This window comes from Nocardia sp. NPDC057455 (genome assembly GCF_042802775.1).
In the GTDB taxonomy this organism is placed as follows: domain Bacteria; phylum Actinomycetota; class Actinomycetes; order Mycobacteriales; family Mycobacteriaceae; genus Nocardia.
In genome coordinates, this window is the sequence record NZ_JBHVDM010000086.1 from 1 (window position 1) to 14,418 (window position 14,418).

The window sequence follows — 14,418 nt, forward strand, 5'->3', positions numbered from 1 at the left end:
GGCTGGCAAACCCCAGCCGAGCGGCTGCATAAACTACTTGCGGCCTGAACCAAACGACCACGTGTTGCAACGATCCCTAGAATCCGCCCTCGGAGGCGCGGCCCTTCGCTGTTCGAGGAGACGCGGGTAGCAGGGGCGCCGCGCACAACCGCGAAGTCCGGGGAGGCGGTCGCTCGTGCTAAAATTTGGCCATGCGGCCAGAAAATGGGACGGGCGGTCAACGTAGATCGTTCATCGAGGAGGCACGGCGGCGGCAGATCATCGCCGCGGCGGTGGAGGTGATCTCCGACGTCGGGTACGCCAACGCCTCGCTGGCGCGGATCGCCGAGCACGCGGGAATCTCCAAGGGCGTCATCTCCTACCATTTCGCGGGCAAGGACGACCTGATGACGCAGCTGGTGATCCAGCTGTACGTCTCGGCCGCGGAGTGCATCGCCCCGCGGGTGGGTGCGGCGGCCGGTGCACGCGAGAGCTTGCTGGCCTATCTCGAATCGAACCTCGGCTTCATCGCGGCGAACACCACCTACGTCGCCGCGCTGGTGGACGTCGTGACGAATCTGCGTGACGCGGAGGGAAAACCGAAATTCGCCTCCGCCGACGGGGAACGTGACATCATCGCGCCGCTGGTCGACATCATGACCGAAGGTCAGCGCACCGGGGAGTTCGGCGAGTTCGATCCGCTGCTGATGGCCAAGTCGATCCGCGACGCCGTCGACGGCGCGGCCGGACGCGCCGTGCGGGAGCCGGATTTCGCGATGGACGCCTACTCGGCCCACCTGTGCAGGTTGTTCGACACGGCGACGCGGAAGGCGGGCGTGCATGACTGAAGTGCTCGATGTCTCCCCACGGCACGCTGATTTCGGCGATCCGCTACCGCCGTTCGCGCTCGGCGGTGTCGGCGCGGTGGCGTCGCTCGGCGCGCTGGCGTTGCTGGTTTCCATCGGGCGGTACGGGTTCTTCGGCGACGAACTCTATTTCGTCGCGGCCGGGCGCAGGCTCGCGGTCGGCTATGCCGATCAGGGTCCGCTGCTGCCCGCGATCGCCCGGACGATGGACCTGCTCGCTCCGGATTCGCTGGTCGCGCTGCGTCTTCCGGCCGTGCTGATCACCGTGGCGGCGGTGGTCGTGACCGCCCAGATCGCCAGGGAGTTCGGGGGCGCCCGGCCGGCGCAGGTGCTGGCCGCGGCGGCCTACGCCACCTCGCCGTTCCTGCTGGTGCAAGGTGATCAGCTGGCCACCAATACGATCGACACAGCGCTGTGGGTGGTGGTGAGCTGGCTGGTGGTTCGCTGGGTGCGTACCCGCCACGACGGCCTCTTGATGGCCGCTGCGCTGGTCACCGCGGTGGACATGCAGGTCAAGTGGTTGATTCCGTTCTTCTGGATCGCTCTCGCCGTCGGCGTGGCGATCTACGGACCGCGTGAGCTGCTGCGCCGCCCCGCACTGTGGTGGGGTGGCGGGATCGTCGCCCTGACCTCGGTGCCCAGCCTGGTGTGGCAGGCGGGGCACGGGTGGCCGCAGCTACGTCTCGGGGGCGTGGTCGCCGCGGAGCAGGCCACGATCGGCGGTCGCTACGTCTGGCTGCCGCTGGCCCTGGCCTCGGCCGGCCTGATCGGGAGTTTGCTGCTGGTCTACGGGGCTTGGACGCTGTTGCGGGCGCGGGACCGGCGGCCCTACCGGTTTCTCGGAGTGCTGCCGATAGTGCTGATCGTGGTTTTCATCGCGACGAACGGGCGCCCGTACTACGCGGCGGGGTGCTACGGGGTGCTGATCGCGGTGGGAGCGGTGCGGTGGACGGAGAACCGGCGTCGGGCACGCTCGATCGTCACCGTGCCGTTGCTCGCACTGTCGGTCGCCTTGGTGGTGTTCTCGCTGCCGCTGCGCCCGCAGACCGATATCGAGCCGGTCGACACGCAGGCCCAGGCGGGACTGGAGATCGCGCTCTATGGGCGATTCGGTTGGTCGGAACTCGCGGCGGGCACGGCAGCCGCCTACCGGGCGCTGCCGGAAGCGGAGCGATCCTCGGCCGTGGTGATCGCCGATTCCTATTGGCAGGCAAGCGCTCTGGATGTCGACCGAGCGGCGTACGGCTTACCCGCCGTGTACAGCCCCAATCGCGGTTTCGGTTACTTCGGCACCCCGCCGGACACGGCGACCACGGTGCTGTGGGTGGGCGGCACGGAGACCGATGTGCTGGCGCGCTGCGCCGAGGTGAGCGCTGTCGGGCACGTCGATGCCCGGCTCGGATATCCCGGCGTCACTCGCGGCGTCACCGTCTGGCGCTGCGCGCAACCGCGTGTGCCCTGGTCGCTGGCCTGGCCGGGCATGTTGCGGCTGAACTGAGCGCCGCGCCTCACCACCAGCCGAGAATCGGCGACAAGTGCCTGCCCAGTTCCGGCGCGAGCGAGCGCGAATAACTGGCGGTGAGGTGATGCTCGTCGTGGTATTAGAACACCCATTCCGCAGCGAATTCGCCACGAAAGTGAGTTCATAGCACGTTAGCCTACCGCGTCGGCTTCGTCGGACTGCTGCCCCTGTCGGAGGACAGAGGGTGTCGTCTGCCAGCGGGAAGCAGTGGATGAGCCTCGCCGGTCAAGGCGACGAGCGCTTCGACGACGTCGAGCAGGCCAGCTTTGGTGTAGGTAAGGGTGGTGGGCCCCGAGCCGGGCCTACCTTGGTGACCAGCGAAGGCGCTGGAAACAGCCATTCCGAACTCCCTCTCGACAAGGTCAGCGTCGTGTGGCGGATCCAGTGCGCTGAAACACCAACTGAGGAGGCCCAACGGAGGGATTTCCTGACGCGCTCGAACAGGTTGTCGAGGCGTGCCACTCCGACCGGTCGTCCGTCGCGGTATCGAAGGACATGCCGCGTGGCATCTGCGCCACCACGAGCTTCGATGTGGTCGAGGATTTTCTGCATCAAGGTTGGCGAGATGGGTTGCCATCTGGTTGTCCCGCCCTTCTCGCGGAGGTGGAGAAGGCAGTCGTGCTCGTTGAGATCATCGATCTTCAAGCCGAGAAGTCCGCCGCGGCGACAGGCGGTTTCGATCGAAATCCGCACGATCAACGCATCCAGTGGCCGGTCATTGCCTGTCGTGGCGGCAACGCGGCCGATGTCGAGGATATGTTCGATGGTAAGTGCGTGTCTGGGGCTCCTGGGCAGGCGCGCTCTTCTGACTTTCGCGGCTGGGTTGTCGAGCGGGTGGATCAACCTGTCATGTTCGGCGTGACGATAGAGTCTGCGGATCGCTGAAACCAAGCTTGCCGCGGCACCGACACCGCCGCGCGAATTCGACCGTCCGATAGCGCCCGCGCGCACCCGATGTTCACTGAAGAGTTGTGAATCCCCCCCGGCATGTCCGGAGGGATTCAGTAATCGCCTGGACCACAGAGTATTACGGGCTCGCGGTGGAGCAGATGCGCCGTCAGGGCCGCCGTATAGACGCCGATGTGCTGGCTCACATCTCGCCCGCGCACAGCGAAACACCACTGTGACGTCGGCGGCGCGGCAAGTCGGGTGCTGTCGGCTCTCTGCCCGACTCCTTACGATGCGACGAAATCGGCCGACGCGGAAAGCGTGCTACTTGGTATCCATTTGTCCGTACTTGCGCCGACACTCAAGTGGATAATCGCACGACCGAAGAATTGAGTTGGGGTTATTTGTCTGGAACATCGGAACGTATGCTCGCTCATATGATGCAGCCATCGTGGCGAACCGAAAAGGTTCTCCGCCGTCGTCGATAGTAAGTGATCGACCGTCTGTGAACCCGACGTCTACAACAAATCTGCAATCACAATCTTGCGCCCTGAGCTCTATTTCGAAAGCCAGCGCCTCATTCAGCGCAAGCGTCATCGCATGGACCCTTACATAGTCAAGCTCTGTGACCTCTCCACGATCACTCAGTACCTTCGCTTCAACAATATCGCCGGACCTGAAGTCGAAACCCATTGCCAGCGCCTCGGTCACGCCTTGTGGGTAAAAGGGGACTATTGTTCCCGTGGGTGGCCGTCGCCGTTCTACAACTTTCGCGGTGATGTTAGATATCTGTACCGGCGTGAAGTTTCGGCCAGTCAGCTTGAAGTACATGACGCCCGTACCGGAACCGGTTATGAACTTGCCCGCGCCGTCAAGCGCTTCTATCCCGAGCGCCACGCCGTCTGGGACGGAATCCTTGACCGCCTTGTTCCAAGTCGCCCCCTCTAGTTCAAGCGGCCTTGATGAAGCTAGCGATCCAGGACCGCCCGGCGGGGCGACAATACTTTCCGGTCGAGCAGGCGGTGTGGCACTATCTTTTCCTTCACGGTCTGCATCGATTGCATGCTGTTCGGCCACGGCGCGGTCGGGCTGTAGGAGATAGACCACAATAGACGCTGACACGGATACGACAACCAGTATGGCGGCGCAGATGGCGACCAACCATCTTCGACGTTCGGTCCAGAAGTTGTTCTGGATGTTTCCGTCGCCCTCTTGAAATGCAATCTGGTTCTTCACTCGAACTCCAAGTGCCACCGGCTGAAGCGGGTGTGATCAATTGAACGTGTTGGTCTGAGTGTTGTTGTCGCCCGATTGCACCGCTACCCGCGCTTGTCTGAGGTCGATATGGCGTTGCGCGTGATCGGTTGCCGAGTCGGGCAGTGCATTTAAGAGGTGCGCCGCCAAAGCTTGTAATTCGCTGTCGCCCGCGCCGCCCGCGCGGACCACTGCGGCTTCCAGTGCTGCAACGTTGCTGCCGGGTGTTGCTTCATTGGCTTCGAGGGCAGCCCTGGCCTCCGCGTCGTCGCCACCGCGGCTGATGCGGCGGCGGATCGCTTGATAGACATCGCGTACTGTCGCCGAAGCCGCGTCTTGACCACCAGCCGCCGCACCCGCGATCAACGCGGTAACGATCACCGTGAACGGATCCATCCCGCCCCCTTCATGTTTAATTCCTCACCATCTCTTGTGTAGCAATGATAATCAGAAGTCTTTGTCAAAAGAGGGTGGATGCGAAGTCTCATGTACCGAGAGCTCACGCTGCGTCAGGCGTGGTTGTGAGCCAATAGGTTGCATGCGCTAACTAATTTTTCCGCGAACTGTTGGCGATCCATCGATTGATAAGCACGCGCCGGAAGGGCGTAGACACGGACGCCCAGTCGCGTGCTTCACGGGGGTATCGTGTTTTCGATGAGGTTTGCCTCCACTACTATTTTTCGGTGGTGTGGGCTTGGCCTGCTCCCCGAGAACGCCAACGCTCCGGGCGGTCTCGACGACCTCTGACAAGGGCCACCCGCCGACGAAGGCGCGGAGTCCCGGACGGGGAGCGCAACACTGGACGATGCGCTGACGTCGAGTACAAAGCGGGCACAGTGACCTTCTGCGATCCCTCTGCCTCACACCTCGAACGGCGGATACGGTTGATGTGGGCGATGTGGTGCCGGGGAGCGGTGGCGCGGGGACGATCCCGACGGCCGTTGCTGGTGAGCCCACACACCCAGAACGCGCAGTAGACCGCGGTGACAGAGGCGGGTGCGGAAAGGGATGAATTCCACGCTCTCGAGTGGAGTGGCGCACGTCAGGTCGTAGCGTGTCATGTTTCGGTGATCCGCGGTGTCTTGAGGGCATGACTGAACAAGGTGCCATACTGGGCCACCACCTCTGCCATCGTCTTCGAGCTGGTTTCCGGATCGGTGTGGAACCTGCTGACGATCGAGTGGATAGAAATCCAGTTGCAACACCTGGGATACCCGCACTTCTTCGCTTACATTCTGGGTGCGTGGCAGGTCGGTGCGGCCGTCGCGATCATTGCGCCCGGATTCAGGCTGCTCGAGGAATGGGCGTACGCGGGTGCCTTCCTGCTGTGGTCGGGTGCCGTGGTGTCACACCTGGCAGTCGGCGACGGAGTCGAATCATGGTCGATGCCAATGGTTCTCGCGATCTGCGCCATCATGTCGTGGATGCTGAGGCCTGCTTACCGTCGGCTCTCGCAGACACGGCTGCGTCCGAACCACACTGCTGCTGTCGGACAAGACGGGGCCGGTCTGCGGGAAACCCGCCCTCGCGAGTGGGCCATCGCGGTCGGGCTGCTTGTTGTCCTGTATGCCGTTTCGTTTCTCACGCTGCCCACGGTCGAAGACTTCATGCACAAGAACACAGTCGAACTCGGCTGGATCTCCGAGTAGGGCGCGCTTCGAGATGTATCGCAGCTCGGTCTGCCCGGACCGATCGCCGGTTATGGCATCACGGACGGGCTGATTCTGTCCGAGCTGCGCCGCTCGGCATGTGCGCCGCAGGGGTTCTCGTCCGACAGCCGATTCGCAAGCGGGGTCTGGAGTCACCGCGCCGCCTTGACGTGCGACTGGATGCGTGGGCAACGGTGCAGCCGGAGCGCTCACAATTTCCTGTGCCAGCGACCGAAGATTCCGGCCGGGTGGGCAACGATTTCCCGGCGTGACGTCAGGCGGCGCCGCCGTCGAGTACCTGCTGTACGACCCGCCGCCCTCGCCGGGTGACAGGCAACCCGGCGAGGGCCTGCCGGACCGCGGCCGTCATGGGTTTCTCGGCCATCCGCGCCCCGGCCATCACGTCGATGCCGCGGACGAGCGCGAGCAGCATGGCGGCCAGCTCCGCAGGGTTGGACGCGGGATCGAGATCCCCGTGCCGGCGCGCCGACTCGAGGCATTCCTCGATCGCCGCACGCTGCCGGGTGAAGCACGCGCCGATCAGTTCCGCGGCTTCCGGATCCGAGCTGCCGACTTCGAGCGCGAACTTCCCGGCCATACAGCCCAGTCCGTCCAGATCGTCGAAAGCGAAGCGCGCGTTGCCGGACAGATAGGCGTGCAGGCGTTGAAGGGCCAACTCGTCAGAGCCGGTCAGCATGCTCTCTGCCTCGGCTGCCTTGCGATCGCAGTATTCCTCGAGGGTGAGCAGGAACAGCCGGTGTTTGTCCCCGAACGCCGCATACAAACTGCCGCGGCCCAGGCGGGTGACCGCCGCGATGTCGTCGAGGCTCGTGCCTGAGTACCCGGTACGTCGGAATTGGCGTTCGACCGCGGCCAGGACCTGGTTCCGATCGAAACTCCGTGGGCGTGCCATGGTGGCCAGATTAGCCCGTTCTTGACAGTTTGGTCCACAACCGTCCGGGCGGCTACGCGGCGGCAGGTGCGACTGCGAAGCGTCCGGCTTCGACGTCGAAAGTTTCGCGGTTGGCTGCGACGTAGTCCTCGACTGTCATGGGTGGCTGAGCGGTGATGACCTCGACAAGGTTGTTGGTTCCGGCGAAGATGCCGTTCCGGTAGTCGACAGCAACGTTGCCCAGGTGCTGGACGAGGTGCTGCGACACGCCACGGGCCAGGAGGCCGGCCTGGAAAGTCTCCACACTGATCGGCTCGTACCGGACCGCTATACCGAGGGCTCGCGACATCGCGGCAGCGATTTCGTCGTGGTTCATCTCGACGGGCCCGTAGAGCGGGTAGATCTGACGGTCGTGCGGCGCGGGGTGGGTGAGAACGGCGGCGATGACGCGCGCCTGGTCGTCACCCGCGATCGGCGCGTGCCGTCCGGCGCCGAAGGGCAACGCCAGGACTCCCGGCTCGCCACCACCGAGCCAGCCCCAGTTGATCCACTCTGCGAAGAACGTCGGCCGCAGGTGCGTGGTGCGGAAGGGGCCGCGATCCAGGAGTCGCTCTGCGATCCAGTGCTGTCGTGCGGCGTTACTCTTCGCGTCGCGGCGTGCTGACACCTGCGACATGTCGACCACCGCGTCCACGCCGGCTTCGGCGGCAGCCTGCGCCACGTTGACCGTCGATTCGATCAGCCCCGGCTCGACCGGGTAGCAGAAGTAGACGCTTTCGACGCCCACCATCGCTGCGCTCACATCGCGGAAGTCGCGTAGATCGCCCGCCACGACGTCAGCGCCGGCCCTGGCCAGAGCATGCGACCGCTCGTCCTCTCGGTACACGAACGCGGTCACGGCGTGCCCCTGCTCGAGCAGGAGGCGGGTGGTCGCTGCGCCTGTCTTGCCCGCTGCGCCCGTGATCAGGAAACGGCGATCGCTGGTGCTCATGAGAATCCTCTCCATAGCTGTGTGATCCGATCCATTCTGGACTGGTTCGACAAGAACGTTACTCGTTATGGACTGATATGCCAAGAATCTCCGCTGAGCCGCCTGTGGGTCGGGTGCCGGTCCGCTGCCTTTCGCGAAGCTGTGCCATTCCGGCGCGCGCATCGTTCGCCGTGACCCGAACGCGGCCGCCGAATGCTCGACTACGAGGAGCATCGTCGGGGGGGTCCGACCGGGCGTCATCTGGATGGAGCCGGGCGGCCACATCGCCCCCCACTCCGCGGAACTCGCGACTACTCATCGGGACGGCAGTTGCAGTAGACATAATCACACTCAATATGATTCTGTCATAGTCGGCGCTCGAGTGTGGCCGAATGAGTGCTCGAGATCGGCGCGATGCACGCGAGACGGTGTGGTTGCGCCACGTAGCTTCTGGTGAAGTGCCAGTTGGATCGGAAAGGTGGAGTCAATGCCCGCATACGGATTCTTCGTCGAGTTCGAGGCCCGGGAGGGAAAGGAGGGCGACGTCGCGCGGTTCCTGGTCGACGCCGAGAAACTCGTCGATGCCGAGCCCGGGACGCTGGCCTGGTTCGCGTTCCGGCTCGGCCCCTCGTCGTTCCGCATCTTCGACGCGTTCGAGACGGAGGACGACCGCGAAGCTCACCTGCAGGGCAAGGTTCGGGAGGAGATCGAAGCCCGGGGTGACGAGTTGTTCGCCACGCCGCCGGTCATCACGCCGGTGGACCTCCTCGCGACGAAACTGCCGGCGTAGCGGTTCCTGCACGAGGCGCCCTCGCGGTGCGGGGTTCTCGGCGTGCCGGCCCCGCGCCGCGACGGGGGTCAGTGCAGCTCTCGGACATGACCGCTGCCGTCTGACTTCCGCAGCGAAAGCCCTATGCGGGCAGATCGATTCTTGCCCGTACCTGAGGCAAGGGCGAAGATGACTGAGGCAAAGAGGTTTATGGTATGTCGAATCGGAAGGCTCTAAACTGATGCCATGTCATGGCCAGCCTCCCAACGGTACGAGCTGTCGACGGCGCCCGGTGGCTTGGCGCTGATCCAGGACTTCTTGAACACGAGGCCACGGGCCCGGCCCGAAACCGCGGATCTGCTCGATTCGGTGCGCTCCGCGCAAGAGTGGGCCGACGACGCGCTGCGCCAGTGGTCCGAGGTCACCGGGCGGACGTACCGGCGAGTCAGGCTCACAAAGGACGACCTGGGCGAGTTGCGTGGTGTCCGGACGCGCATCGCTGAGGCGGTTCGCCGCCGTGGCGGGCACGAGGGCGGACCTGAGCCCGTTGCCTCGATCGCGGAGGTCGACGTCACCGCGGTCGTTGGGCCGGACGGCGCGGTGGTGCTCGAGCCGGTCGGGCAGGGGTGGCGCCGGATCATGTCGGCGATGGCCATCGAGGCGCACCAGGCCCAGGTGAGCAACACCTTCCGCCGACTGAAGACCTGCCGCAATCCGCGTTGCCCTGGAGCTTTCTACGATCGATCGCCCAACAACAGCGGCGCTTGGCATGATGTGCTCACCTGCGGCAATCTCGCCAACCTGCGCGCATCGCGGGCGAGGCGGAAAACCGCGGCCGAACGGCCTGCGTGAATCGGAGACCTCACTCCGTGCGCACCGGCGAAGGCGCGGTCGCCATGGGTTGCCGCTGACGAGCGGGCGCGGCCTCCCGGCCGGCACGGCGGGCAGGGTGGAGGCCGACTGCCGCGACCACGGCGCGGAGTAACACCAAAACCGCCGCGGCCCCGAACCATATCGCCGGCCACAGTTCGCAGTTTCGACGGCCGTTGCCGGAATCGCCGAAGGCCGCGCTCACCGGGACCTGGGCAGCGAGCGCGAGCGTGCCGCCACCTGCTGTCCGTACATGGGCGCTGTGACGCGGTCGCCGCGTTCGCAACCGTGTCCACGCTGCGACACGCCCCCGGTTGTGACAGAGTCATATGCTCTATAGCTCTGTCATCAAGATCCCGCAACCGAGAGGGTGGACCGCTGTGAGTCGTTCGCGAGTGCTCGTGACAGCCGAATGGGCCGAGCGGAACCTGGAATCTGCCGATGTCGTCTTCGTGGAAGTCGACGAAGACACCTCCGCCTACGAGGACGGGCACCTGCGCGGTGCGGTGAAGCTCGACTGGCGGACCGAGCTGCAAGACCCAGTTCTTCGCGACTTCATCGGTAAAGAGCGGTTCGAGGAACTGCTGTCGGACAAGGGGATTGGCAACGACCACACCGTCGTGCTCTACGGTGGGAACAATAACTGGTTCGCAGCGTATGCCTACTGGTACTTCAAGCTTTTCGGGCACCGGGATGTGCGACTGCTCGACGGTGGCCGCAAGAAGTGGGAGCTCGATGGGCGCGCACTGTCGGCAGAGAAGGTGATGCGCCCAAGGGCCCGGTACCGGGCTCAGGAGCAGGACACGTCCATCCGCGCGTTCCGGGATGAGGTGGTAGCCGGTATCGGCCGGCTCGACTACCTCGACATCCGGTCGCCCGAGGAGTATTCGGGCAAGCTGCTGGCTCCGGCTCACCTGCCTCAGGAGAACGCTCAGCGTGCCGGTCACATCCCGGGAGCGGTCAACGTCCCATGGTCGCGCACGACCAATGAGGACGGCACCTTCAAGACCGACGACGAGATCGCGGAGATCTACGTCGAGGCCGGGATCGACTTCGAGCGGCGCATCATCGCTTACTGCCGGATCGGAGAGCGGTCCAGTCACAGCTGGTTCGCTCTACACGAGTTGCTCGGGCACGCCGATGTCAAGAACTACGACGGATCGTGGACCGAATACGGCTCGCTGGTCGGTGTTCCGATCGAGCGATCGTAAATCATCGGAGGAGAGCGCTTCCGGATCTCCGGTGCGACATAGGCATAACGGGTATGGTTATGTCATTTAACTTCTGGCGCGCTCAGGTTCGCGCGCGCGTCATCTCGGTTATGCAAAGGAGCAACTGGTGATCGTCGACGCGACACAACTGGACGCGGCACACGCGTACAAGCTGCTGATCGGCAGCATCATCCCGCGGGCGATCGCGTGGGTGAGCACGCGATCGGCCGACGGCGTGGACAATTTGGCCCCGGTCTCGTTTTTCACCGCTGTCGGGCGCAAGCCACCTAAGGTCTCCCTGTCGCTACAGCCACGGTCGGACGGTGTCACATTGAAGGACACCTTCGTCAACATTCGCGATACGGGGGAGTTCGTGGTCAACATCGCGACCCTGCCCCAGGCCGATGTGGTGCACCGGTCCGCATTCGAATTCGACTCCGAGGTGGACGAGTTCGAGGCGCTCGGCCTCGCCAAGGACTCGTGCGAGGTGGTGCGGGCGCCGCGCGTCAAGGAGTCGCCGATCTCCCTCGAGTGCGTGCTCGACCGGATCTTCGCGGCGGAGCAGGGCAACGATCACGTGGTGTGGGGGCAGGTCGTCCGCTTTCACATCAGGGACGAGCTCTACCTCGACCGGGGCCGGATCGACACCGGGGCCATCCCCGTGTTCGGGCGGCTCGCCGCGGAGTACAACCTCGTGGACAACATCTTCACCACCCCCTTGGAGCAGGACGTCCTGGAGGCTCGCCAGGGCCGCCGGATGGCCCGCCTGGACGGTGAACCCGACGATTACTCCCCGATAGACACCGCCGGCTGGTCCCCGTCCGGCTCGACGCGGGCCTGAGTGAAAGGCGCTCAACGATGAGTTCGACGACTGTTCCCCACACCGATATCGTCCTCCACCGTCACGGTGCGGGCGACAGAGCTGTCGTGTTCGTGCACGGTTTTCTCGACGGATCGTGCTGGACAACCCACCGCAGAACCGGATCGACCGGCGGATGGCGGACGAGCTGTCGACAGCGGTCGACACGATCGGCAGCAGCGACGCCCGCGCGGTGATCGTGCGCGCCGAGGGCCCGGACTTCAGCTTCGGCGGGGACATCGTGCCCTGGCCGGACTGGAACCAGCGAGAGCTGCGCTCCGCTTTCGAGCACTACATGACGACGTTCAACAAGTTCGAACAGCTCCCGCTGCCGGTGATCGCCGCCGTGCACGGCTTGTGCGCCGGTGGGGGTTTCGAACTGGCCGTGCGCGCCGACGTCATCATTGCCGCCGAGTCGGCACGGTTTGCGCATCCCGAACAGACCCTCGGCATCGTAACGCTGCTCGGCGGCATCTACCGGGTCGCGGAAAGAGCAGGCCGGGCCCGTGCGGCGGAGTGGGCACTGACGTCCGAGCAAGTCCCCGCCGCGGTCATGGCCGAGAGCGGCGTGATCAATCGCGTCGTGCCCGACGAGGCCCTACTGGCCGAGGTCACGGCGTTCGCGAACAAGGTCGCCAAGGGCCCGACGCGTGCCCACGCCGCGCACAAGGCGCTTTTGCGGGCTTGGGCCATCGGTGGCGTCGCCGTGGCCGATCAGGCGATGTTCGACATCGCGCTGCCCCTCTTCGAAACCGAGGACGTCCAGGGCGCCCTTGTGTCGGCGGTGGACGCCTTCAAGGCCGGACGGCCCAGGCCGGTGTTCGGCTTCGAAGGCCGCTGAGCCCCCGAGTCGCGCGGGCCCGACCTGCTCGCAATCCCCTCGGGCGTGGCTGGACGCAGCGCTGCGGAACCTGTTCCCGTTGCCGGCATAGGCCACCGTGACGTGGCTCCGGACCTACGGGAACCGGCACGGTCCGCGCCGCCTCGCGGCGCTCGATCCACTTCTCCCCGTATCTTCGAGATCGCCTTCGGCATGCCACCGTCGGACTACCGTGCGGAGGTAGCCGAGCCCCGCCGGTGCGGGCGGCTTCGACGGTCAGGGGAGCCCGGCACAGCTTCTTGCGGCCTGGAGGAACGCTCGCCGTGCCGTCCTGGCGTCATCGAGGTAGCTGCCCACGAGCACGGCGTCGCGGAGCATGACGAGAAAATCTGTCTTGGTCTGCGCGTCCGCCCGTTTCGCCGCGGTCAGGAGATCCCGCAGCGTGCCGCGAAACCACTCACGATGCCGGGTCACCACCTGCCGGACCGGGCTGGCCGGATCCGGGAACTCCGCCGTCGCATTGATGAACGGACAGCCTCGGGTGTGGTGGCGTGCGGCGTCGTCGGCAATGCCCTCGATGGCGAGTTCGAGCAAATGGTCGGGGGAGATCGCGTGCTCCGCCGCGCCGGAGAACTGGGCGCGGACCGCCTCGTCCTCCCGCTCGAGGTAGGCGACGATCAAGCGCTCTTTCCCCGCGAAGTGGCGGTAGAGCGTCGCGCGGGTGACGCCTGCTTCCTGCACGATCCGGTCGATCCCGACGCTGTTGATTCCCTCCTGATAGAAGAGCTCGCCAGCGATGTCGAGGAGGTGCTCACGCGCGGACGAGCCGCGCCGGACCGGTGCTTGCGTCATCACCCGAAGATACCACGTGTAACGACCGTTCTTTCTCTTTGGATCGAGAGCCGGCCGCATCTCGAGTTGACAGAAGTGTAGTCAGCATGGTTCTGTCGTATCTAGGAGAACGACCGTTCTTTCTTTCAAGGCCTGGAGGGCCTGTCCATCAGGAGAACCCGATGAAACTCTCCACTCATCACCGGCGCGGCCGACGTGCCATGGTCATCGCCGGTGTCGCCGCCACGCTGGCGCTGGTCCCCGCGACCAGCGATGCCGTCGCACCCACTGGCTCCGCACCGGCGTCAGGCGGCACGGACAAACCGACGATCGTTCTCGTCCACGGTGCCTGGGCGGACGCGTCGAGCTTCGCTCCCGTCACCGCATTGCTGCAGTCACACGGCTATACGGTGTTCAGCGCGCCGAACCCGTTGCGTGGCCTCGGCGCCGACGCCGCCTCGGTCGCCGCCTTCGTCGACCAGGCCACGACCGGCCCTGTCGTGCTGGTCGGGCACTCCTACGGCGGTGCGGTGATCACCAACGCGGCTCGCTCGGTGCCGCGGGTCGCGGGGCTGGTCTACATCGACGCCTTCGCCCCCGCGGCGGACGAGACCGTCGTGCAACTCACCGGCGCGCATCCCGGCTCGGTTCTCGCGGCTGACCCGGCCACCGTGTTCGACGTCGTGCAGGATCCCTCACTTCCGCAGGGCGACCCCAACCTCTACGTAAAGCGCACCTTGTTCCCGGCCGCGTTCGCCGCGCGGCTGCCGCGGGCGGTGGGTGCGACGCTCGCCGCGGCACAGTCGCCCATCGCCGCCGGTGCGCTCAACGAGCCCTCAGGCGCGCCCGCGTGGGCGACCATCCGCAGCTGGTTCTTCATCGGGGCCGATGATCGAGTGATCCCCGCGGCCGAACAGGAGGCGATGGCGGCCAGGGCCGGCAGCGTCACCGTCACCGGCAAGACCGACCACCTGGCGATGCTCGAGGCGCCGGACGCGGTGACCGCGCTCATCGAGCGCGCCGCGTCGGGAAAGTGAG

15 protein-coding genes and 1 pseudogene are annotated in these 14,418 nt (G+C 65.4%); 11 read left to right on the top strand and 5 right to left on the bottom strand.

Features of this window, described 5'->3' with window-relative positions:
* Window positions 1-191 precede the first annotated feature (191 nt).
* From ACFU5M_RS27085 to ACFU5M_RS27100, 4 genes and pseudogenes are all read left to right on the top strand, one after another.
* Window positions 192-827, top strand: a complete 636-nt coding sequence (locus ACFU5M_RS27085; RefSeq protein ID WP_379053688.1) for a TetR/AcrR family transcriptional regulator — start codon at window positions 192-194, stop codon at window positions 825-827.
* A complete protein-coding gene (locus ACFU5M_RS27090; protein ID WP_379053690.1) occupies window positions 820-2,343 on the top strand; it encodes an ArnT family glycosyltransferase in 1,524 nt (507 codons plus the stop codon). The genes ACFU5M_RS27085 and ACFU5M_RS27090 overlap by 8 nt, the downstream gene beginning before the upstream one ends.
* A 519-nt stretch (window positions 2,344-2,862) precedes the next feature.
* Entirely contained in the window at window positions 2,863-3,252 is a 390-nt protein-coding gene (locus tag ACFU5M_RS27095; protein ID WP_379053691.1) for a hypothetical protein, read from the top strand.
* 113 nt (window positions 3,253-3,365) lie between these two features.
* A pseudogene (locus ACFU5M_RS27100) lies at window positions 3,366-3,479 on the top strand (Tn3 family transposase); the annotation flags it as partial.
* 100 nt (window positions 3,480-3,579) lie between these two features.
* Here the strand turns inward: ACFU5M_RS27100 and ACFU5M_RS27105 are convergent.
* Window positions 3,580-4,491 (bottom strand): hypothetical protein, encoded by a 912-nt coding sequence (locus tag ACFU5M_RS27105; protein ID WP_379053692.1) that lies wholly within the window; start codon window positions 4,489-4,491, stop codon window positions 3,580-3,582.
* 36 nt (window positions 4,492-4,527) lie between these two features.
* Window positions 4,528-4,905: a hypothetical protein gene (locus ACFU5M_RS27110; RefSeq protein ID WP_379053693.1), complete on the bottom strand. Its 378-nt coding sequence runs from the start codon at window positions 4,903-4,905 to the stop codon at window positions 4,528-4,530.
* Between the two features lie 707 nt (window positions 4,906-5,612).
* On the opposite strand from ACFU5M_RS27110, the gene ACFU5M_RS27115 reads away from it, so the two are divergent.
* Window positions 5,613-6,158 carry a DoxX family protein gene (locus ACFU5M_RS27115; protein WP_379053694.1) on the top strand — a complete coding sequence of 182 codons (546 nt, stop codon included), beginning with the start codon at window positions 5,613-5,615 and terminating at the stop codon, window positions 6,156-6,158.
* Window positions 6,159-6,432: 274 nt separating this feature from the next.
* On the opposite strand, the gene ACFU5M_RS27120 is transcribed toward ACFU5M_RS27115, so the two are convergent.
* Complete coding sequence (locus ACFU5M_RS27120; protein WP_379053695.1) at window positions 6,433-7,071, bottom strand: TetR/AcrR family transcriptional regulator; 639 nt, start codon at window positions 7,069-7,071, stop codon at window positions 6,433-6,435.
* A gap of 52 nt (window positions 7,072-7,123) precedes the next feature.
* A complete protein-coding gene (locus ACFU5M_RS27125; RefSeq protein ID WP_379053696.1) occupies window positions 7,124-8,041 on the bottom strand; it encodes an NAD(P)H-binding protein in 918 nt (305 codons plus the stop codon).
* Window positions 8,042-8,507: 466 nt separating this feature from the next.
* On the opposite strand from ACFU5M_RS27125, the gene ACFU5M_RS27130 reads away from it, so the two are divergent.
* The 5 genes from ACFU5M_RS27130 to ACFU5M_RS27150 all read left to right on the top strand — a co-directional run bounded on the left by ACFU5M_RS27130 (window position 8,508) and on the right by ACFU5M_RS27150 (window position 12,570).
* On the top strand, window positions 8,508-8,810 hold the full coding sequence (locus ACFU5M_RS27130; RefSeq protein ID WP_379053698.1) for a putative quinol monooxygenase: 303 nt from the start codon (window positions 8,508-8,510) through the stop codon (window positions 8,808-8,810).
* 225 nt (window positions 8,811-9,035) lie between these two features.
* On the top strand, window positions 9,036-9,641 hold the full coding sequence (locus ACFU5M_RS27135) for a CGNR zinc finger domain-containing protein (RefSeq protein ID WP_379053699.1): 606 nt from the start codon (window positions 9,036-9,038) through the stop codon (window positions 9,639-9,641).
* A 398-nt stretch (window positions 9,642-10,039) separates the two neighbouring features.
* Complete coding sequence (locus ACFU5M_RS27140; protein WP_379053700.1) at window positions 10,040-10,870, top strand: sulfurtransferase; 831 nt, start codon at window positions 10,040-10,042, stop codon at window positions 10,868-10,870.
* Between the two features lie 127 nt (window positions 10,871-10,997).
* Complete coding sequence (locus ACFU5M_RS27145) at window positions 10,998-11,711, top strand: flavin reductase family protein (protein WP_379053701.1); 714 nt, start codon at window positions 10,998-11,000, stop codon at window positions 11,709-11,711.
* Window positions 11,712-11,826: 115 nt separating this feature from the next.
* Window positions 11,827-12,570: an enoyl-CoA hydratase/isomerase family protein gene (locus ACFU5M_RS27150; RefSeq protein WP_379053703.1), complete on the top strand. Its 744-nt coding sequence runs from the start codon at window positions 11,827-11,829 to the stop codon at window positions 12,568-12,570.
* Window positions 12,571-12,825: 255 nt separating this feature from the next.
* Here ACFU5M_RS27150 and ACFU5M_RS27155 read toward each other — a convergent pair whose 3' ends face one another.
* Window positions 12,826-13,401, bottom strand: coding sequence for a TetR/AcrR family transcriptional regulator (locus tag ACFU5M_RS27155; RefSeq protein ID WP_379053704.1), 576 nt, complete (start codon window positions 13,399-13,401; stop codon window positions 12,826-12,828).
* Window positions 13,402-13,562: 161 nt separating this feature from the next.
* Here ACFU5M_RS27155 and ACFU5M_RS27160 point away from each other — a divergent pair, with 161 nt between their 5' ends.
* Window positions 13,563-14,417, top strand: a complete 855-nt coding sequence (locus tag ACFU5M_RS27160; RefSeq protein ID WP_379053705.1) for an alpha/beta fold hydrolase — start codon at window positions 13,563-13,565, stop codon at window positions 14,415-14,417.
* The last annotated feature ends 1 nt before the right edge of the window (window position 14,418 follow it).

What these genes read in the sequence shown, in the direction of transcription:
- ACFU5M_RS27085 (WP_379053688.1), top strand. Translation starts at nt 192, where the DNA reads ATGCGGCCAGAAAATGGGACGGGCGGTCAACGTAGATCGTTCATCGAG.
- ACFU5M_RS27090 (WP_379053690.1), top strand. Translation starts at nt 820, where the DNA reads ATGACTGAAGTGCTCGATGTCTCCCCACGGCACGCTGATTTCGGCGAT.
- ACFU5M_RS27095 (WP_379053691.1), top strand. Translation starts at nt 2,863, where the DNA reads ATGCCGCGTGGCATCTGCGCCACCACGAGCTTCGATGTGGTCGAGGAT.
- ACFU5M_RS27110 (WP_379053693.1), bottom strand. Translation starts at nt 4,905, where the DNA reads ATGGATCCGTTCACGGTGATCGTTACCGCGTTGATCGCGGGTGCGGCG.
- ACFU5M_RS27120 (WP_379053695.1), bottom strand. Translation starts at nt 7,071, where the DNA reads ATGGCACGCCCACGGAGTTTCGATCGGAACCAGGTCCTGGCCGCGGTC.
- ACFU5M_RS27125 (WP_379053696.1), bottom strand. Translation starts at nt 8,041, where the DNA reads ATGAGCACCAGCGATCGCCGTTTCCTGATCACGGGCGCAGCGGGCAAG.
- ACFU5M_RS27130 (WP_379053698.1), top strand. Translation starts at nt 8,508, where the DNA reads ATGCCCGCATACGGATTCTTCGTCGAGTTCGAGGCCCGGGAGGGAAAG.
- ACFU5M_RS27135 (WP_379053699.1), top strand. Translation starts at nt 9,036, where the DNA reads ATGTCATGGCCAGCCTCCCAACGGTACGAGCTGTCGACGGCGCCCGGT.
- ACFU5M_RS27155 (WP_379053704.1), bottom strand. Translation starts at nt 13,401, where the DNA reads ATGACGCAAGCACCGGTCCGGCGCGGCTCGTCCGCGCGTGAGCACCTC.
- ACFU5M_RS27160 (WP_379053705.1), top strand. Translation starts at nt 13,563, where the DNA reads ATGAAACTCTCCACTCATCACCGGCGCGGCCGACGTGCCATGGTCATC.